The following is a 22,108-nucleotide window of genomic DNA, read 5'->3' as shown; positions in this document are numbered from 1 at the left end:
TGAAATTTTCAGGATTTAGACTCAAAGAAAATCGGCGCTAATCCCATCCATTCTTTACGAAACGCGGCGCGAACAAGGAGTATCCGAGATTCATACCGGAATTTCAATCGTAAATTCTGTACCCTGACTCAGAACCGAATTAAAACTTAATTTGCCACCGTGGGTTTCTTCAACGATTTGACGAGCGATCGCAAGTCCCAATCCTGTACCTTTACCAACAGCTTTTGTCGTAAATAAATGGTCAAATATTTTTTGTTTAACTGATTCGTTCATTCCTTTGCCATTATCAGTAATGGAAACTTTAATTAGATTATTTTCGACTGAGGTTGTAATTGTAATGCAGTTAGGATTGGCTTTAATTTCTTCAAAGCTGAGCCCATGATTAGATTCATCTAATGCATCAATAGCATTAGCGAAAATATTCATAAATACCTGATTTAATTGACCGGGGAAACATTCTACTTGAGGTAAATTACCGTAGTTTGCAACAACTTGAATCGCCGGACGTTGTTCATTGGCCTTGAGACGATGTTTGAGAATTAAAATTGTGCTATCAATGCCTTCGTGGATATTGAAAGGTACTTTGTAGTCTTGATCGGCACGAGAGAAAGTTCTCAAACTGGTGCTGATGTTCTTTAGCCTGTCACACGCCATAGACATAGAATCAATCATCTTGGGTAAGTCTTCTAAGCTATAATCCAAGTCGATTTCTTCGGCGTGGTCTTCGATTTCATCGCTTTTGTTGGGTAAACTTTCTTGATATAGTCTGAGATGTTCAACAATATCAGCGATAGTAGGTTTCGCTTGTTTGAGACTAGCAGCAATAAAACCAAGGGGATTATTCATTTCATGAGCTACACCAGCAACTAAGTTTCCGAGTGCAGACATTTTCTCAGTTTGCACCATTTGTAATTGTGCTTGTTGCAGGTTTTGTAAAGCAGTTTCTAGCTCTTGTGCTTTTTGTTGAAGTTGGACTTCGGCAACTTTGCGATCGCGTAGCGCAGTTTGCTGTTCTGTAATATCATCTGCTAGGGAAGCAACTCCGATTGACTCGCCATCTGCATTTACAAGCGGATTATTATACCAAGCGCAAATGATAATTTTACCATCCTTTGTCACATTTTCATTGATACTGTAATTGCCGCCCTCCTGCGATATAATTTCGACGCTGACTCGCTCCATTTCTGCTTGAATTATTTCAGGAATGATGAATTTGAATCCACAACCCAAAGCCTCTTGTTTGCTGTAGCCAAAGATTCTTTCTGCGCCTGGGTTCCAGTCAGTAACGTGATAATTGGTATCCCACTCGATGACTGCTAATGGAGTTTGCTGAACCAATAGCTGGAGTTTTTGCTGGGATGCTTGGAAGACAGACTGGGCGGCGCTTAACTCCTCAAGCGATCGCTCTAGCTGTTGGGCATTTTCCAAGGAACGTTCATAAAGTCGGGCATTTTCCAAAGAAATTGCCGCCTGAGTACACAGCAAGTTGAGCAGTTCGACGCGATCTTTTGTGAACGCCCCTGTTGCTAAATTATTTTCTAGATATAAAATGCCCATCAATTTACCTTGATGCAAAATCGGGCTACACAAGATACTTTTCGGCTGCTGACGGATGATATAGGGGTCGTTGGCTAAAGTCGGATCGGCACTTGCATCAAGTATCACAGCACTCTGTCTATCGTGCTTCACTTTGTAAATCAGCTTCAGGGGAATATCTTGACTGTCCTCAACCAGAAGGCGTTGCAACACTACTGGCTGCATCCCCACGGTAATTGACCCTTTAATTAGCAGACGTTCACCTTTGGTATCGCCTAGCGAATCGTTTCGCAACAGCATAAACACGCATTTATCAGCCCCAGCATTTTCAATGACGATTTCAAGCAACGATGAAAGCAGTTTTTCAAATTCGATTTCGCCGGAAAGAGTTTGAGAGGCTTTGAGAATAGCAGCTAAATCTAAAGCAACAGAAACACTACTACTGTGGGAAGTGCCGGAATTCGTGGGTGTAACATTTGCTAACGAGAAGATTGTTTCGCTAGTAGAGAAAGGAGTATGGGTTTGCTGGAAGATAGGGGCTAGCAGTTGCGGATAGCGTCTTTCCAGATCGGCAACCTTGGCTTTTGCCCCCCAACGTGCGTAAGAGTAATATGCTTCTTGCATATATGCTTGGGCGAGTTTTTCTTTCCCCCAGTTGAAGTAAAATTTGCCAGCAAGTTCATTCGCTAGTGCTTCTTCTTGGATATATGTGTTTTCTTTGGCAGAGGCGATCGCGCGATCGTAGTAATCCATTGCTTCATACATCCGCCCCAATACCCGATACTGCTCTGCTTCAACCAAATAAAATTTGTGTAAATGGTTTGTGGGTGCATGGTTTGCCCATTGTTTGAGCTTCTTCTGGTTGTCAACAACTTGCTGGGGGAGGCATTCTTTACCTTGAGCGTTGGGTAACATCGCCAGGTGAGTCAATGAATCGTAAAAGTGAAACACCGGAACCATAAAACAGCCGGATACTCCACTTAAATATTGTTTGGCATCAGCCGCCACTTTGATAGCTTGTTCCCACTCATTAAACAAGTAACAAAGAATTAATTTATTGATATACAGTGTTCCCATTGCGTAAAGATCGTTTGCCTGCTGATGCAAGGGCAACATGATTTGTTCGTCATAGATTACACCTTGAATTTCCCAAGGACACTTGCTCTCGGCGAGTAAATTTAAGACGGATTGGTAAAAGACTCTCAGATAATTATGAGCAACTTCCTGTTTGAGTTGAGCCAATGCCTGATTGTAAACTTTCATCTCTGGTTCTAAGATTGACAAATCTTTTCCGAGAAAAAAGGAAAGCGAACAGTAATTGTAGGCACAGTAGGCAGCATATTCTAAAGTACCCATCTCCAGACCGCTATGGTATCCGTCGAGCAAAGGAGCAAGTGAATTTTGAATATGATGTTTCCAAGGCTTCACGAAGGGATAAACCATGTTAATCGTGCTGGCTTTAAATTCTTTGCTTTGGAAGCGTGATAGTAGTCCCATTGCCAGTTCGCCAATGCGATCGCCTAAATCTATTTCTCCAATAACACACAAAATTACTCCATACCAAGCATAAGCCTGTGCTGATACCGTAGCATTACCGTATTCTACTGATAACCTAATCTGCTTACACACGATTAATGGCAGTAATTCTGGAACCGCTTGATAGACTGCTGCTGTCACCGCCGCTAAAATTCGGATTGTTGCCAGGGCTTGGAAGTCTGTCATTTCCGGCAGTTCCAAGAAATCTTCTAAATGTTTTCTTTTTAATACATCTTGAGTCTGTTGCAAACTTTCAGTAATATCTGCGTCAGTCGGCTGTGGAAACAATACTCCAAATAATTCCAAAGTCGAAAGAGCAGTTTTAATAGCTTTGGGCTGTTGACTCTGGGCCACCTCGGCCAAAATTCTCACTTCATAGACCTTCACTTTGTCTAGTAATTGACGAGCATTTTGCACTACTTCGTCAACTATCTGCTCCATTTGCCTAAAATCACCGCTCAGACAGGCTACTTCTGCGGCTAAATCATGCAGAGCTAACGTTAGTTCATAGTATTGCTGCCAACAACTTGTTGGAAGAAGTTGTATACCTTTAGTAGCGTATTCAATTGCTGCGACGTAAGCGGTTGCAGATTTAGCTCTTTGAGCAGCAACTAGATTTAGCTTTGCTAATTCCTCACGTTCAGTTTCTACAACAATTAAATCGGCTCCTTTATTTAATTGATTGACAATTTCAAAGATTTTTTCCTCTTTTTCCGTCTCGCTCATTACACTTAAAAGCAATTGTCCAATTTTTAAGTGCGTCAGTTGTTTTTGGTCATCGGGAATCAGAGAATAAGCGGCTTGTTGGACGCGATCATGTAAAAATTTGTAAGAAACTGTCATTTGTCCTTGGTCATTGGTCATTTGTTCGCTTTTGTCTAATGACAAATGACTAATGACTAATGACTCTTGTTGATAAAATTTATAAACATCACCATTAGGTAAAATCAACCCTTCTTGTAATGCTTTCCACAAATCCGCAGCCGTTTCGATTTGAGATTGTTTAGAAACAATTGCCAAACTTGCTAAATCAAACTGATTCCCAATACAAGCAGCTAGCTGTAACACCTTTTGAGTTGATAGCGGTAGTTTTCGCAATTGAAAACCCATAAAGGCAACAACATCATCTGTAACGGCTTGAGTCATCACTTGGCTAATGTCACATTGCCAACAGCCTAACTCAATATCAAATTGAATCAGATTTTCTTGATGCAATGCTTTGAGAAACTGGATTGTGAAAAACGGATTTCCTTGAGTTTTCTGATAGATTAATTGAGAAAGAGTCGATGCCGAAGTTTCTGTACATTTAAGTGTGTCACCAACTAACTGATTCACTTTTATTTGACTCAGTGGTGCTAACATAATTGTATTAATCGTCGCTTTGTTTTTTTTGATTTCACTCAAAGCTAACATTAATGAATGTCCTAGATTGACTTCATTATCGCGGTATGCACCAATTAACAAAAGATGTTTTGTATCAGCCATTAATAGCTGCATTAACTTCAATGATGCCGAATCTGCCCATTGCAAGTCATCTAAAAATATCACTAATGGATGTTCGACACTGGTAAAAACTTGGGTAAATTGTTGAAATAATAAATTAAATCTATTTTGTGCCGCCGTTCCTGATAATTCTATGGCGGGTGATTGTTCGCCAATAATTCTTGATAATTCGGGGATGACTTCAATAATTACCTGTCCATTTTCCCCAACAGCATCTAAAATCTTGCTTTTCCATTCCTGAATCTGTGCATCACTTTCGGTTAATAATTGCCCCATTAAATCCCGGAATGCTTGTACAAATGCACTGAAGGGAATATTCCGTTGAAATTGGTCATATTTGCCTTTGATAAAATAACCGCGTTGGCGAACAATCGGTTTATGAACTTCGTTGACAACTGCGGTTTTTCCAATTCCCGAAAAACCTGCTACCAGCATCATTTCTGTTGCACCAAGGCTGACTCTCTCAAAGGCTTGTAATAAGGTTGATATTTCGCTTTCTCGTCCATAAAGTTTATCAGGAATAATGAAGCGATCGCACACATCACGCTGTGCAATTTCAAAAGCTTCAATCTTACCATAAACTTGTAGCTGAGACAAAGATTTTTCTAAATCAAACTTCAGTCCCAAGGCACTTTGATATCGATCTTCGGCATTTTTTGCCATCAATTTCATCACAATATCGCAAATAACTTGGGGAATATCTTCTCTATTTTTTAAAATTTGTGGAAGTTTAGCAATATGACAATGCACCAATTCCATTGGCTCGTTTGATGCAAAAGGTAAATTTCCTGTAAGTAACTCGTAAAATGTCACACCCAAAGAATAAAAATCAGTTCGGTAGTCAATCCCCCGATTCATTCTTCCTGTTTGTTCTGGGGAAATATAAGCGAGTGTTCCTTCTAAGATATTGGGATTGACTAGCGTTTGGGTTTCTCGTGGTAGTAAAGATGCAATACTAAAGTCGATTAATTTAACTTGTTTGGTTTCAGGATTAATGAGAATATTGCTAGGTTTAATGTCTTTGTGAATAATCCGTTCGTGGTAGAGTATATCTAAGGTATTGCATAGTGCGATCGCAATTTCTAAAAACTCCTGTAGAGATTTTCCCCTTCCCTTGATTCCCCATTCCTTGAGGGAAATCCCCCCAAAGTCTTCCATTACCAACGCATAGCCATTTTGATAGGGTTCTAGGCTATAAGTTTGGACTATTAGCGGTGAGTTGAGATTTTTCGCTATGGTGTACTGATTCCGAAACGACAAGAGTTCGCCAAAACTCGGATGAAGATTTTTCAGCAGTTTAATAACTATAGGTAATGAGTCAGTCTCTCGATACCCTCGATAAACAATGGTTCTAGAACCATTGTAGAGTTCTTCGCTAACCTTGTATCCAGGAATATTGACAAGAGTGCTAACCATACTGCTAAATCTTCAAGACTTCCAGATTTAGTATTCCCAGATGTCTGAAGTTGTTTACTAAACGAGCCAAAAATTACACTGGAAATTCAATCACAAATTCTGTACCTTCCCCAAGAACAGAGTTACAACTCAATTTACCGCCGTGGGTTGATTCAACGATTTGTCGAGCGATCGCCAACCCCAACCCCGTTCCTTTTCCCACAGCTTTTGTAGTAAATAAATGCTCAAAAATCTTTTGTTTAACTGATTCGCTTATTCCTTTGCCATTATCAGCAATGGTAATTTTTACAACACTATTTGCCAGTAAAGTATTAATTGTAATGCAATTAGGATTTGTTTGAATTTCCTGAAAACTGCGTCCAATATTCGACTCATCTATTGCATCAATAGCATTAGCGAGAATATTCATAAACACCTGATTTAATTGTCCCGGAAAACATTCAATTGGCGGTAAATTACCATAGTTAGTTATCACTTCAATAGCTGGACGTTGTTGGTTAGCTTTGAGGCGATGTTTGAGAATCAGAACGGTGCTATCAATACCTTCGTGAATATTAAATAGCACTTTATAATCTTGATCGGCACGAGAAAAAGTGCAGAGTGAAGTGCTGATTTTTTTCAGCCTGTTGCACGCCATCGTCATAGATTCAATTACCTTAGATACGTCTTCTAAGCTATATTCCAAATCAATTTGCTCGGCATGGTCAATAATTTCCTCACTGCTATTTGGGAAAGTTGTTTGATAGAGTTTCAGGTGTTCGGTAAGATCGGCAATGATGGGTTGAGTTTGTTGCAGACTAGCAGCAATAAAGCCCAAAGGATTATTCATTTCGTGAGCAACACCAGCAACTAAATTACCCAAAGCAGACATTTTCTCACTTTGGATCGTTTGTAATTGGGCGTTTTGCAAATCGGTTAGCGCCTGTTGTAATAAGAGCGATTTTTCCTCTAAAGCAAATTCTGCTTTTCGGCGTTCGCTAATATCCAACAAGAATCCATCCCAAACTATAGTACCATCGGCTTTTTGTTCTATTCGGGCTTGGGAGTGAATCCATTTAATCATCCCAGATAGTGTAATAATTCGCCCTGACCACTCAAAAGCAGTTAAGGTTTGCATTGAGTCAATAACAGACTGCTGGTAACTTGCGACATCATCTGGATGCATTCTCTCCAAGAGCAACTGCACATTAGCGATCGCTTGTTCGGCTGTAATTTCGTATAGTTCATAACATTCTCTACTCATATAGGTGAGAGACATTGCACCATCAGTAAATATCTGATACTGATAAACAACCCCAGGAACATTATCTACAAGTTTCTCAAAGCGAGAGTTACTCGCACTCAATTCGGCAAGCGATCGCTCTAACTGTTGGGCATATTCTAAGGAACGTTCGTAGAGTCGGGCATTTTCTAGGGAAATGGCAGCTTGAGCGCAGATTAAATTCAGCAGTTCGACGCGATCGCTGGTGAACGCTCCCATTGCTAAATTATTTTCTAGATATAAAATGCCCATCAACTTGCCTTGACGCAAAATCGGACTGCACAAGATACTCTTGGGCTGTTGACGAACAATATACGGATCGTTGGCTAAGGTGGGATCTGCTGTCGCATCCACCAGGACAACAGTCTGCCTGTTGTGCTTGACTTTGTAAATCAGCTTCAGGGGAATATCTTGGCTCTCTTCAATGGGAATGCGCTGCAATACAATTGGTTGTGCCCCCTCAACAATTAACCCTTTGACCAACAAGCGATCGTCTCGCAACAACATCAACACGCATTTATCCGCCCCTGCATCTTCGATGACGATTCTAAGCAACGATGAAAGCAGTTTTTCAAGTTCGATTTGCTCTGAGAGAGTTTGGGAAGCTTTGAGAACAGCTGCTAAATCTAGGGAATCAGAACTGCTGCTAGAAGTGGCCGAACTGGTGTATGTAACGCTCCCCAAAGCGAAGATGGTTTCGTTAATGGAAAGGGGAGAACGGGTTTGCTGTAATATCGCAGCAAGTAGTTGAGGATAGCGTTTTTCTAAATCAGCAACCTTGGCTTTGGCTCCCCAACGAACATAGCCATAGTAGGCTTGAATCATATACTCCTGAGCAATCCGCTCCTTATCCCATTCCAGGTAAAACTTTGCTGCTAGTTCGTTGGCGAGTGCTTCAATTTGGCTAAAGTGATTTTCTTTGGCTGCGAGAATGGCGCGATCGTAACAGGCGATCGCATCTGCGTAATTACCAGAAACTCTTGCCATTTCAGCCCCAAGCAACAGCGATTGATGCAAAAAGTTCTCTGGACAAGTCTGTGTCCAGGTTTCTAGAAGCTGGCGGTGCTGCTGCATCACATTCCAGTAGTGCTGTTGATTCTCTGGTGTTGCTTGGAGATAAAGTGCAGCTAAACTAAGTGGGTAATAGAAGTGGAATAAAACGATCGGAAACAGACCAAGATTAGAAGCCAGGGTTTTTTCAGCAATTGCAGCAACTTCCAGGGCATCGGCATAGCGACCGTACAAGTACAATAGCTGGAGTTTCAAGAAGCAATACCAATTGATCCCAGCTTCAAAATTATTCTTTTGCCAAGCATCAAGACAGAGAATCTGGCGATCGCCGCGATCGACTAGCAGATCGGGTTCTTCTAATAAACCTTGCAGGTGCAAAAGAAATTGCTGCTGGAGATTAAATGTCAGCGTCATGTTCGCATTATTTACTTGTTGCACATAGCTCAGGTATTTCTCGGTTTCGGCATACACCTCTGATAAGCAATCGCCCTTCAACAGCATCGTCCAAATCAGACATATTACTGCCCAGATGCCAAACCCAATGTCACCTGTTTCATAACTAATCTGAACAGATTGTTGGTAAACTGCGATGTTTTCAACTAGTGGTCTGTTGTAGGGATTGATTGTATGACCAAAAACGTTATTGGTTTTGGGAATGAACTTGGCGCTATTGAATTGGCGATCGAGCTTTCGCCCTAAAGTAGCGAACTCATAAGCACTTCGATAGTCTCCCTGAATTGTGAGCATCATCCCATACAAACAATAAGCGCAACCCGAACTTTCGGCATTGCCATAGGTGAATGAAGTCTGAACCATTAACAGGATACTGAGAATTGTTAGCGCTTGATTGCCACCGACATAAGCAGCTCCCCAGAGATCGGGGAGGATTGACATACATACCTTCTTTGCCGGATCGGTCATCGCAGGCAGATCGAATAAATCTGCGGGTTGTACAGTTTCCAGTTTGACGCGGATCTCCTTGAGTATGCTTTCAATCAGCGCTTGCTGACCTGCATCAGTTGTCGGAATGCTCATACCCATAACACTCAAGCCACTCAATGCAGCCTCATAAGCGGCGAGTAAATTCTCTCCCTGATTGGATCTCAGAGCTAGTTGCAGCCCATAAATGTCTGCTAGCTCGAATTTATTCTCGACGTACTGTAATGCCTGATGGAAGAGTCGTTCTGCCTCGTCAAAGCGTCCTGTGATGTATTCGCATTCTGCACATTCCCGATAAAGCTTAAACGTGAGGTCGTAGGCAGTTTGCCAACTATCTTCGGGAAGCATTTCCATACCGATCGCACAGTATTTAATGGCTGCTTTATAAGCTGTGGAAACTTTTGCTTTTTTGCCAGCAATCAGATTCAACTGCGCTAACTCATATCGCTCCTCGATCCGATTTATCAAAGCAATTCCATTGTTCAACTGATTAACAATATCAAAAACATTCAGTTCTATAACTTCAGGTGCGGTATTTTGCAACAGCAATTGCCCAATTTTGAGATGAGTCGCTTGCTTTTGGTCGTCAGGAATCAGAGAATAAGCAGCTTGTTGGACGCGATCGTGCAGGAACCGATAGGTCGGATTAACTGTCTCCCCTTGGGACTTTTGGGCATCCTGAAAAAACTTGTAAATCTGACTCGTGGGTAAAATCAAGCCTTCCTGCAAAGCTTTCCACAATGCTGTGGCTGCATCGGTTGGCGATCGTTCTGAAACGATCGCCAATGTTTCCAGATCGAACTGTGCCCCCACACAAGCAGCCAACTTCAGTATCTCTTGAGTGGTTTGTGGCAACTTTTGTAATTGCTGCGCCATGAATTCAACCACATCATCAGTAAGCGAGAGCAATTTCACCGACACCATATCGCACTGCCAGTGTCCAACTTGCAGGTTATATGTAATGTAGTTCTCCTGATGCAAAGCTCTGAGAAATTGGGTAGCAAAGAAGGGATTGCCTTTGGTTTTTTGATAAACTAACTCTGCCAGGGGTTGTGCTAGAACTGTGGAACAACTGAGGGTGTCGGCAACCAAACAATCGATCTGAGATTGATTTAACGGGGTGAGGGTAAGGGTACTGATAGTTGCCTCAGCTTTCTTCATCTCCTCCAGTGTCAGCATTAGGGGATGGCTGGGAAAGACTTCGTTATCTCGGTATGCCCCGATTGTTAGCAGAGAATCCACTTCGCTTTGACTCATCAAAACTTGCATCAAACTCAGTGAAGCTGAATCTGCCCATTGCAAATCATCGAGGAACATCACTAACGGATGTTCTAGTGTAGCGAACGCGGCAATGAATTTTACAAATACCAAGTTGAAGCGGTTCTGGGCGGCACTACCATTGAGTTCTGGGGCTGCTGGTTGTTTGCCGATAATCTGCTCTAGTTCGGGAATGACTTCAATTAGGACTTGCCCATTTTCACCTAAAGCACAGAGGATTTTGTCTTTCCACTGCGCTAGTTGCTCATCAGTTTCGCTTAACAATTGTTCCATTAAATCTCGGAATGCCTGTACAAAGGCACTCAACGGGATATTGCGGTTAAACTGGTCAAATTTGCCTTTGATAAAGTAGCCGCGTTGTCTGACAATTGGTTTATGCACTTCGTTGACAACAGCAGTTTTGCCAATCCCCGAAAACCCAGCAACCAGCATCATTTCTGTTGCGCCAAGGCTGACTTGCTCAAATGCTTGCAGGAGAGTTTGAACCTCCATGTCTCTGCCGTAGAGTTTATCAGGAATGATAAAGCGATCGCACACATCCCTACTCGCTATTTCAAAGCTCTCAATCTTACCCGAAACTTGTAACTGAGTTAAACAATTTTCTAAATCAAACTTTAATCCCAACGCACTCTGATATCGATTTTCGGCGTTTTTCGCCATTAATTTATTGACAATCTCCGAGAGTACAAATGGGATTTGTCGGTTAATGTCATATACTAGCAGTGGAAGTTTTGCAATATGACAATGCACCAACTCCATCGGATCGTTTGATGCAAAAGGTAATTCTCCCGTAAGTAATTCGTAGAAAGTTACGCCGAGTGAATAGAAGTCTGTGCGATAGTCAATCCCCCGATTCATTCTGCCTGTTTGTTCGGGGGAAATATAAGCAAGTGTCCCTTCTAATACATTAGGATTGATTACTGTCTGCGTTTCTTGTGGTAGTAAAGATGCAATACTAAAGTCAATTAATTTAACTTGTTTGGTTGCGGGATTAATTAATATATTGCTGGGTTTAATGTCTTTGTGGATGATGCGCTCGCGGTAGAGTAAATCTAAGGTGTCGCACAGAGCGATCGCAATTTCTAGAAACTCCTGTAGAGATTGTAGATTCCCTGTGAGTTCCCATTCTTTGAGAGAAATCCCGCCAAAATCTTCCATTACCAGCGCATAGCCATTCTCATAGGCTTGAAGGCTGTAGCTTTGGACGATTAGCGGTGAGTTGAGATTTTTAGCAATGGTGTATTGATTGCGAAACGACAAGAGTTCGCCAAAACTCGGATAGGGATTTTTCAGCAGTTTGATCGTTACTGGTAAAGAGTCACTCTCTCGATACCCTCGATAAACCAGCGTTCTCGAACCATTGTAGAGTTCTTCAGTTATGTGATATCCGGGAATCCTAACAAGAGTGCTGACCATAACTGCTCAAAGAGTGAGATTTACAGATATAGTGTTCCCAGATAGATTAAGTGTTTGATAAACAACAGCAAAGATTTACATTGCAATTTCAATGAGAAATTCTGTACCATGACCCAGAACAGAATTGCAACTCAATTTGCCACCGTGGGTTGATTCGACGATTTGTCGGGCGATCGCCAACCCTAACCCCGTACCTTTCCCCACAGATTTCGTAGTAAATAAATGGTCAAAAATCTTTTGTTTGATTTCTTCACTCATCCCCTTACCGTTATCTGCAATGGCAATTTTCACGAGCTTCTCTACTATTGAAGTGGTAATTGTAATTCGGTTGGAATTGGCTTTGATTTCCTCAAAATTACGTTCGTGATTCGATTCTTCTAATGCATCAATAGCATTCGCTAAGATATTCATAAATACCTGATTCAATTGCCCAGGAAAGCATTCAACTTGAGGTAAATTACCGTAGTTAGTGACAACTTCAATCGTCGGACGTTCAGGGTTGGCTTTCAGACGATGTTTGAGAATGAGAATGGTACTATCAATACCTTCGTGAATATTAAACGGTACTTTGTAGTCTTTGTCAGCACGAGAGAAAGTGCGGAGTGAAGTGCTGATGTTTTTGAGCCTATCACATGCCATAGTCATGGAATCAAGCATTTTGGGCAAGTCTGATAAGCTATATTCCAAATCAATTTCTGACTCATGGTCGAGAATTTCTTCGCTCTTGTTTGGTAAAGTTTCTTGATAGAGTTTTAAGTGTTCGATAATATCAGTAAACGTTGGTTTAGCTTGTTTGAGACTGGCAGCAATAAAACCGAGAGGATTATTCATTTCATGGGCGACACCAGCAACTAAGTTACCCAAAGCAGACATTTTCTCACTTTGAACAATTTGTAATTGAGCTTGTTGCAATGCCAGTTCTGCTTGCTTGCGATCGCTAATATCCAAAAACAATCCATCCCAAACTAGCGTTCCATCCACACGCCGTTCAATTCTAGATTCGCCGTGAATCCACTTGACGATTCCTGATGGAGTGACGATTCGCCCCTCCCAGCGCCAGTGAGATACAGTTTGAACGGTGTCAGTACTTGATTCCTGATAAGAAGCCACATCATCTGGATGTACCATTTTGTCAAAAAACTTCGCATCGGCAGCAGCTTGCTCTGGCGTAATTTCGTACAAATTGTAACAGTCAGCACTGATGTAGTTTAACGATAGGATTCCATCAGCACTCATCTGGTATTGAAAAACCACCCCAGGCACGTTGTCTACTAAGTTGTGGAAGCGAGACTGGGCGGCACTCAATTCGGCGAATGACTGTTTTAGCTGTTGGGCATATTCTAAGGAACGTTCGTAAAGTCGGGCATTTTCCAAGGAAATTGCAGCTTGAGCGCATAGTAAATTGAGTAGTTCGATGCGTTCGCTGGTGAATGCCCCCGTTGCTAAGTTATTTTCTAGATATAAAATGCCTCTCAACTTGCCTTGATGCAAAATCGGGCTACACAAAATACTCTTGGGCTGCTGGCGTATGATATAGGGGTCGTTGGCTAAGGTGGAATCTGCTGTTGCATCCAGCAGGACAATAGTCTGACTGTTGTGCAAGACTTTGTAAATGAGCTTTTGGGGAATATCCTGACTCTCTTCCACAGGAATTTTCTGCAACACCACTGGTTCTGTTCCCAAAGTCATTGACCCTTTAATCAACAGGTGACTGTCTCGCAACAGCATTAACACGCATTTATCAGCCCCGGCATTTTCGATGACGATTCTCAGTAACGATGCAAGCAGTTTCTCCAGTTCGATTTCACTAGAGATAGTGTGAGAGGCTTTGAGAATCGCTTTTAAATCTAGGATATCTGAGACACTACTGCTAGAACTCGTAGAAGTGGAGGTGACAGTTCCCAAAGCGAAGATGGTTTCGTTAATTGAAAAGGCCGAACGAGTTTGCTGTAATATGGGGGCAAGTAGTTGCGGATAGCGTTTTTCTAAATCGGCAACTTTGGCTTTTGCACCCCATTTGGCGTAACAATAGTAAGCTTCTTGCATATAGCCTGCGGCAACTTTTGCTTTACCCCAATAAAGATAGAATTTAGCTGTCAGTTCGTTAGCTAAGGCTTCTTCTTGGAGGTAGCCGTTGGCTTTAGCAAAAGAAATAGCGCGATCGTAATAATCCCCTGCTTCATAATTCTTGCCTAATACTCGGTATTTTTCTGCCTCTACCAAATCCACCTTATGCTGGTAATTCATGGGTGCATGATGCGCCCATTGCTGTAAGTGGGTTTGGTTTTCTGTTACACTCTGCAATGCTGCTGATGTTGCATCTAACTGTGGATTCAATTGTGCCAAAGTCAGCAGCGAATCGTAAAGATAAAATACTGGTTCGCTGACTAATCCCGCACCAGCCATAAAATAGCGCCTGACTTCAATAGCATGATTTTTCGCTGGCTCAATTTCTCCAAACAAGAAACAAAGCATTAGTTTATACAAATGGAAAATATACAATCCATATCCATCATTGGTAGACTGTAGCTGCTGGAGAAATTCTGTTTCTTCAAGGGCTTTTCCAGACAAAAAGGTGGTATGTTCTGCAACTCCTAGCAGATTTAAAACCGGTTGCCAATAAATCCGACAATAATTTGCGGTTGTCAATTGATTTATTTGCATCAAACTATGGCAGTAGGCGCAAATATCCTGCTCTAAAGTAGCCAGAGGTTGACTGCACCAAAAAGAATTGAGACAAAAAGTGTGCCCATTATATCCAGCAAGTACCAGGTTTCCAAATTCTAAGGCACTGGTATAACCCTCTTGCAAAAGGGGTAGTGTTTCTTTAATGTGAGATTTGCGGTGTACAACAAATATCCCCAAGATCATCAAAACATCTGTTTTACTTGCTTTGGCATCGAGTTTTGAAATAATCTGGAGTCCTAGGGAACCAAATTGCGATCCTGTATCTACGGCTTGTAAGAAATTGCAGAGAATACTGCCATAGGTCGCATAGCCTAAAGCAGAAGTCGATGTGTTACCGTACTGAATTGAGAGTTTAACGGACAAACTATTCAGCAATGGGTACAGTGCAGAGCCAGAGAGGTAAGCTGCTGGGATTATGATATTGACAATCTTCAGAGTAGCGAGTTTTTCTGCATCCCTCATCTGTGGCAAGTTAACCAAATCGGCAATTTGCCTATCTCCAATCAGTTCCTCAATCTCTTGGATTTCCTGTTGAAGATTTGATGGTGTCGGTGTTTCAGGAAAGGTTACACCAAGCTGTTGTAAGACTGGTTGGGCGATCGCGATCGCACAAGTCAATTTACTTTGGGAAATATGAGATTGAATTCTAATGCAGTAGACATTAACCTTTTCTAGTAAGGAATCTGCCTGTTGAATGACAGTATCAATGAACTGTTCCATCGCCTCAAAGTTACCATTTAGCATTGCCACTTCCGCCGCTAATTCATGCAAGGCAAGGGTCATTTCATACTGTTGCTGCAAAGTATTTCCTCCCAACAAAGACAATCCCACTGTGACATATTCACGCGCTGCTTGATAGGCGGTTGAATTTTTGGCTTTGCGAGATGCAATCAAATTAAGTTGTGCTAGTTCCGAGCGTTGAGTTTGTTCGCTAATTAAAGCCGTGCCGTAATTTAATTGATTGACGATTTCAAAAATGCGGTCAACTCTAGCTTGTGCGGAAATCTGTTGCAGCAGCAGTTGTCCGATTTGGTAATGAGTCGTCTGTTTTTGGTCATCAGGAATCAGGGAATAGGCTGCTTGCTGTACTCGGTCATGTAAGAATTTGTATGTAACAATCAGTTGATTTTCTGATGTATCAGCAAGGGTTTTTTGCCCGACATAAAATTTATAAACATCACCAATTGGTAAAATCAACCCTTCTTGCAAAGCTTTCCACAAAGCCGCAGCCGTGTCAATTTCCGATTGCTGCGAAACAATTGCCAAAGTTGCTAAATCAAAAGAGTTACCAATACAAGCTGCTAACTGCAAGACATCTTGAGTCGAGTGTGGGAATTTTTGCAGTTGCAAACTCATAAAAGTTACAACGTCATCTGTAACGGCTTGAGCCGTCACTTCTGATATATTGCATTGCCAACAGCTTAACTCAAAGTCAAATTGGATTAATCCATCTTGATACAATGCTTTGAGAAACTGTGTGGCAAAAAATGGATTTCCTTTAGTTTTTTGATAAATTAATACAGAAAGATGCCATGCTAGATTTTCTGAACATTTGAGTGTATCAGCAACTAACTGATTGACTGTGGCTTGATTTAATGGTGTTAAAATAATTGTATTAATTGTTGCTTGTAATTTAGCAATTTCATTCAAAGTCAATACTAATGGATGTGCTGGATTGACTTCGTTATCGCGGTACGCACCAATAATGAAAAGATGACCTGTATCAGCCATTAATAACTGCATTAAATTCAGCGATGCTGAATCTGCCCATTGCAAATCATCTAAAAATATTACTAAGGGATGTGATGCACTGGTAAAGACTTGAGTAAATTTTTGAAAGAGTAAGTTAAAACGATTTTGGGCTGCTGTTCCTGATAGTTCTGCTGCTGGTGGTTGTTCGCCAATAATTCTTGATAGTTCGGGAATTACTTCAATAATGACTTGCCCATTTTCGCCAACCGCCTCTAAAATCTTATTTTTCCATTGCCCTAGTTGGACATCACTTTCGGTTAATAATTGCTCTATTAAATCGCGGAATGCTTGCACAAAGGCACTGAAGGGTATATTGCGGTTGAACTGGTCGTATTTGCCTTTGATAAAGTAGCCGCGTTGGCGCACAATTGGTTTATGCACTTCGTTGACAACTGCGGTTTTGCCAATGCCGGAAAATCCAGCAACTAGCATCATTTCTGTTGCACCAAGGCTGACTCGCTCAAATGCTTGCAGTAGGTTTTCTACTTCGGTTTCTCGTCCGTAGAGTTTATCGGGGATAATGAAGCGATCGCACACATCATGCTGTGCTATTTCAAAACTTTCAATTTTACCCAAAACTTGTAACTGAGTTAAACAATTTTCTAAATCAAATTTCAGTCCCAATACATTCTGATATCTATCTTCGGCATTCTTCGCCATCAATTTACTGACAATTTTTGATAGTACAGATGAAATTTCGGAATTAACTTCGTGTACTAATGGTGCGATTTTTGCAATATGAGAATGTACCAACTCCATCGGCTCGTTGGAGGCAAAAGGTAACTCCCCAGTCAGTAATTCGTAGAAAGTTACGCCAAGTGAATAAAAATCTGTGCGATAGTCAATCCCTCGATTCATTCTACCTGTTTGTTCGGGGGAAATATAAGCAAGTGTCCCTTCTAATACATTGGGATTAACTAGAGTTTGGGTTTCTCTTGGTAAAAGTGATGCAATACTAAAGTCGATTAATTTAACTTGTTTGGTTTCGGGATTAATTAATATATTGCTGGGTTTAATATCTTTATGGATGATGCGCTCTTTGTAAAGTAAATTTAAGGTGTCGCACAGAGCGATCGCAATTTCTAAAAACTCCTGTAGAGATTGTAGATTCCCTGTGAATTTCCATTCTTTGAGAGAAATCCCGCCAAAATCTTCCATCACCAATGCATAGCCATTTTGGTACGGTTCTAGGCTATAAGTTTGAACTATTAGAGGTGAATTCAGATTTTTAGCAATGGTGTACTGAGTGCGAAACGACAAGAGTTCGCCAAAACTCGGATAGGGATTTTTCAGTAGTTTAATGACTATCGCTAAGGAGTCAGTTTCTCGATACCCTCGATAAACTAGGGTTCTGGAACCATTGTAGAGTTCTTCTGTTAAGCGGTATCCAGGAATCTTTACAAAAGTGCTGACCATAACTGCTCAAGGAGTGACGATTTACAGATACAGTGTTCCCAGATATCTCAAGTTATTTAAGAACCAGAATAAAAATTTACACCGGAATTTCAATGACAAATTCTGTTCCTTCACCGAGAACAGAGTTGCAACTCAATTTGCCACCGTGGGTTGATTCAACGATTTGTCGGGCGATCGCTATCAGCACGAGAGAAGGTTCGTAAAGAGGTACTAATATCCCGAATTCGCTTCACACCTTCTCGCATAGAACCTACTAACTTAGGTAAGTCTTCGCGGATGTAATCGAGGTCAATTGCTTCGATTTCGTCTTGAATTATTCCACTGGGATTAGAATATTCCTGTTAATACAAATTAATTAAGCTAAATATGTCTTTAATATAATCTAAGGCAGGTTGAATATTGCCGCCCAAGAAGCCAACAGGGTTATTGATTTCATGTGCCACCCCCGCTACAAGGTTTCCCAGCGCCGACATTTTTTCACTTTGCACCAATTGCACTTGGGCGCCTTGAAGTTCTGCTAGTGCTTCTTCTAGATTTTGTTTTTGTTGTTTGAGTTCTTCTTGTGCTTGGTGACGTTCGGTAATGTCTTCTGTCACTGATAAAATGCCGAAGATATTTCCCTTGGCATCGCGTAAAGGCATCTTGCTCGTATCCATCCAAGTTTGCTTCATTAGGCAAGCCAAAGTCCATCGTTTTTTTATAGATATCCAGCGCCTTAGCAAACGCTGGATTGCGAACCAAAGGTTTCATGGTTTCCAGGTCAAAAAATCCTCCTTGGGTTGTTCCCTGAGATTGCAGCCAGGAACTAGTAATTGAGGTAAACAGCAAGTAACCGGCAAAGCGAGGGCCTTTTGCCATACAAGAGCCGTAGTCTGGTGTACCATCATTATTTAAGTCTTTGCCATGAAACTGTTTGGCGATCGCCAGATAATCGTCCCAAGTTGTCGGAGGCTCTAATCCAGCGGTTTTAAGGAGATCGCTGCGATAGTAAACCATGTGAAAATCACCATCCAACGGTATCGCGTAAATCCGCTGTTTATACCTTGCACTCACATCTCGAAAAATAGGAGCAATATCCTGCCATTGCAAGGCTGAGTCAGACTGAACACGATTAGTTAAATCTTCTAGATCGTAGACATTTGGATGATTCCTCCTTACAGTTATGAATCCAAAACTCCTGTCACAGTTTTAACTGGTAAGGTAAGGACAAACCCTGTGATTTTTGCTAGTACAGAAGTGTAGTTCAGCTTGCCACACCGAGTTTCCTTGATAATTTGGCGTTAGCGAAGCTCACCGTTCGCGTAGCGTCTCGTAAAGAAGGTATCGCTCGCTTTGTTAATTTTTATAACTCAAGCTTGATTAAAAACCATACCTAAAACTAGCTAATAGCAGTAACTTATTAACAGTTGCACAGGTAGATACACTTAAGTTAATCTTTAAACTACCTATGGGCACTCCAATTAAAGCCATATTTAGAATCAATCGACAACAATACAAAAGATGATTAACTATTAACTTAATGACTAACAGACGTCAATTTTTGAAAGGGGTGGCAGCACTTTCTAGCTTATCTTTAGGTGGTTGTGGCTGGAGGCTGGCTGAAGTACGTGCTAATTCTAATACCAATAGTCAGCGCGACCAACTTTATATCTTTACCTGGACGCAATATACTGACAATCAATTACTAAAAACTTTTAGCGCCCAAACTGGCATAAAAGTGCTGGCAGATGTCTATGATTCCAATGATGTCATGCTGGCTAAATTGCAAGCTGGAGGCGGTGGCACTTACAGCATCATCAATCCATCTGATTATATGGTGCAGAAGATGGTAGACAAAGGTTTGCTAACAGAAATAAATCACGATCGCTTAATCGGTCTAGAGAATTTATTTCCTCGCTTTCAAAATCCTAGTTACGATCCCAATAACCGCTACAGTATCCCTTTTAACTGGGGGACAACAGGTTTACTTTACAATTCCGAAAAAATAAAAGATGCACCACAAGACTGGGATTACCTTTGGCAAAATCAAGAGCAACTTAATCAGCGAATGACTTTGCTCAATGATGTTCGAGAAGTGATGGGTGCAACGTTACGAATGCTCGGTTATTCTTATAACTCAAAAAATGAACAAGAAATCAAACAAGCTTATGAAAAATTGAAAGTTCTAAAACCTGCGATCGCCCGTTTTGACACCGACGCTTGGCAAAATCAAATTCTGGCCGGAGATTTGCTATTGGCAATGTGTTATTCGGCAGATGCAGTGAAAATCTCTCAAGAAAACCCTAAACTCAAATATGTGATTCCTCGTAGTGGTTCTTCATTATGGACAGACACTATTGTAATTCCCAAAACAGCCCCCAACCAAGCTGGAGCCTATGCTTGGATTAACATGATTTTGCAACCAGAAATCGCAGCCCAAATCACTCAACGCCTGAATATTTCTACGCCGAATAGCGCCGGATTTGAGCAATTACCAAAAACAATCCAAAACAACACTAATTTGTTTCCGCCAGAGTCACTGTTAAAAAATTGTGAACGTGTTACACCTGTAGGAGAATTTGAAGAGGTTTACGATCGTTATTGGACTCAATTAACTAGCAGTTAAAAGAGTTAGGAGTTAAGAGTAGAGACGCGATTAATCGCGTCTGTACAGGAGTTAGGAGTGATTAATTTGGAAAAAAATGATATTTCTCAAATAGAAAAATTGCAGCATCCCGTTAGAAATTGGTTGCAACCCTTGGTATTGCTTGCACCATCTGGGATTTGGTTATTACTTTTGTTGGTGCTGCCAGCTTTGATCATTTTCGAGTTAAGTTTAGTTGCAGATATCCGACCGGGAGATTTGGTTAATCCCAACGGATTCAAAAACTACATCCGAATATTTGACTCCCTTTACGTGCAAGTAATTTGGCGATCGCTATTTTTTGCGTTTGGCACTACGATAATTTGTTTAATTTTGGGTTTCCCCGTCGCCTATTGGATTGCTCAGATAGCACCGCAGCGTTGGCGAAATTTACTGCTATTAGGCTTTGTTCTACCTTTGTGGACTTCTTCCTTACTTCGTTCTTATGCTTGGATTACAATTCTTCGTCCTTCTGGTTTATTAAACAGTTTACTTAGCAATTTAGGCTTGCCTACTTTGCAATTACTTAATCAGAGTCAAGCTGTATTTATTGGTATGAGTTACAGCTTATTACCTTATATGGTTTTAATTTTATATGCTTCTCTCGAAAAGCTAGACAAGCGGTTGCTAGAAGCTGCGGCTGATTTAGGTGCAAATCCGGTGGAAACTTTTTTCCAAGTAACCGTACCGCAAATTTTTTCGGGAATTGCGGCTGCTTCCATGCTTGTATTTATCACAGGATTGGGGGATTTTGTCGATCCAGAATTACTTGGTGGTGCTTCTAGTATGACGGCGGCGCGATTAGTTTATAATCAGTTTCTTGGAGCAACCCAAAATTGGGGATTTGGTTCAGCCTTGAGTATGACGTTAATTTTGCTTGTTAGTATTGCGATCGCACTTTTAATTAAGTTTGGGGAAGCTACACCCAAACGTTAAAATTTTGGTCACTCATTTATAATAAAGGCATCAAACGCCAGCGAGACAACGGTTATGCTCTCACCCGATCTCAAAAATGCGTTACCAACTACCGATGAACTTCCCTGTTCAGACGATACGCCGGTGGATAACGAAGATCAAAACTTTTTGCCCAATATTTTACTCTTCTTACTTAACTCCATTTGGGCAAATCGCATGGATTGGTACTTCGGAGTAGATATGGGAGTGTATCACACCACAGGAGTAAATCCCAGAGTACCTGTAGTCCCAGATGCTTTTTTAAGTCTGGGAGTAGAACGGAAAAAGGGTGGTAAATCACGCAAAAGTTACGCAGTTTGGGAAGAAAATGGGATAGTTCCAATATTCACATTAGAAATGGTATCCCATACTCCAGGAGGTGAATACGACGAAAAGCTAGACATATATAGAAAACTCGGTGTATTGTACTACGTAATTTATAACCCTGAGTTTTGGCGACGCGACCAACATCAACCCTTGGAAGTGTATAAGTTGCTCAATGGAAACTACCAATTACAAATAGGTGAACCTTATTTGATGCCAGAGGTGGGTTTAGGTATTGGGCGACACCAAACTGTAATTGGCGGCATACAACAGGAGTTTTTATGTTGGTATGACGAGCAAGGAAAGCGCTATTTGACAGATGCAGAACAGGCACAACAAGAGCGATCGCGGGCTGAACAAGAACGGCAAAGGGCTGAACAATTAGCCGAGTATTTACGTTCTCTAGGTGTAGATCCAAATAATTTACCTGATAATTCGTAATTCGTAATACTCGC

At 41.2% G+C, this 22,108-nt stretch carries 7 protein-coding genes and 1 pseudogene; 3 read left to right on the top strand and 5 right to left on the bottom strand.

The window, feature by feature from the left end; translation table 11 throughout:
- Positions 1-90: 90 nt before the first annotated feature.
- From RMX89_RS23370 to RMX89_RS34580, 5 genes and pseudogenes are all read right to left on the bottom strand, one after another.
- Positions 91-5,991, bottom strand: coding sequence for an AAA family ATPase (locus RMX89_RS23370; RefSeq protein WP_322690620.1), 5,901 nt, complete (start codon positions 5,989-5,991; stop codon positions 91-93).
- Positions 5,992-6,064: 73 nt separating this feature from the next.
- On the bottom strand, positions 6,065-11,896 hold the full coding sequence (locus tag RMX89_RS23365; protein WP_322690619.1) for an AAA family ATPase: 5,832 nt from the start codon (positions 11,894-11,896) through the stop codon (positions 6,065-6,067).
- 75 nt (positions 11,897-11,971) lie between these two features.
- Positions 11,972-17,752, bottom strand: a complete 5,781-nt coding sequence (locus RMX89_RS23360) for an AAA family ATPase (protein WP_322690618.1) — start codon at positions 17,750-17,752, stop codon at positions 11,972-11,974.
- Between the two features lie 341 nt (positions 17,753-18,093).
- Complete coding sequence (locus RMX89_RS23355) at positions 18,094-18,408, bottom strand: hypothetical protein (protein WP_322690617.1); 315 nt, start codon at positions 18,406-18,408, stop codon at positions 18,094-18,096.
- Between the two features lie 214 nt (positions 18,409-18,622).
- Positions 18,623-18,916, bottom strand: a pseudogene (locus RMX89_RS34580) (extracellular solute-binding protein); the annotation flags it as partial.
- 355 nt (positions 18,917-19,271) lie between these two features.
- Between RMX89_RS34580 and RMX89_RS23345 the strand changes: the two are divergent.
- The 3 genes from RMX89_RS23345 to RMX89_RS23335 are packed head-to-tail and all read left to right on the top strand — an operon-like array spanning position 19,272 to position 22,094.
- The gene (locus tag RMX89_RS23345) at positions 19,272-20,357 is read left to right on the top strand and encodes a spermidine/putrescine ABC transporter substrate-binding protein (RefSeq protein WP_322672611.1); all 1,086 of its coding nucleotides are present in this window, start codon (positions 19,272-19,274) and stop codon (positions 20,355-20,357) included.
- 60 nt (positions 20,358-20,417) lie between these two features.
- Positions 20,418-21,311: an ABC transporter permease gene (locus tag RMX89_RS23340; protein WP_322672672.1), complete on the top strand. Its 894-nt coding sequence runs from the start codon at positions 20,418-20,420 to the stop codon at positions 21,309-21,311.
- Between the two features lie 54 nt (positions 21,312-21,365).
- The gene (locus RMX89_RS23335) at positions 21,366-22,094 is read left to right on the top strand and encodes a Uma2 family endonuclease (RefSeq protein ID WP_322690616.1); all 729 of its coding nucleotides are present in this window, start codon (positions 21,366-21,368) and stop codon (positions 22,092-22,094) included.
- Positions 22,095-22,108: the final 14 nt, after the last annotated feature.

This window comes from Nostoc sp. DedSLP04, assembly GCF_034530775.1.
Classification (GTDB): Bacteria; Cyanobacteriota; Cyanobacteriia; order Cyanobacteriales; family Nostocaceae; genus Nostoc.
Note: the sequence above shows the minus strand (reverse complement) of the source record. Positions and strands in the feature narration are given on the sequence as shown.

What these genes read in the sequence shown, in the direction of transcription:
- RMX89_RS23355 (WP_322690617.1), bottom strand. Translation starts at nt 18,408, where the DNA reads ATGGATACGAGCAAGATGCCTTTACGCGATGCCAAGGGAAATATCTTC.
- RMX89_RS23370 (WP_322690620.1), bottom strand. Translation starts at nt 5,991, where the DNA reads ATGGTTAGCACTCTTGTCAATATTCCTGGATACAAGGTTAGCGAAGAA.
- RMX89_RS23360 (WP_322690618.1), bottom strand. Translation starts at nt 17,752, where the DNA reads ATGGTCAGCACTTTTGTAAAGATTCCTGGATACCGCTTAACAGAAGAA.
- RMX89_RS23335 (WP_322690616.1), top strand. Translation starts at nt 21,366, where the DNA reads ATGCTCTCACCCGATCTCAAAAATGCGTTACCAACTACCGATGAACTT.
- RMX89_RS23365 (WP_322690619.1), bottom strand. Translation starts at nt 11,896, where the DNA reads ATGGTCAGCACTCTTGTTAGGATTCCCGGATATCACATAACTGAAGAA.
- RMX89_RS23345 (WP_322672611.1), top strand. Translation starts at nt 19,272, where the DNA reads ATGACTAACAGACGTCAATTTTTGAAAGGGGTGGCAGCACTTTCTAGC.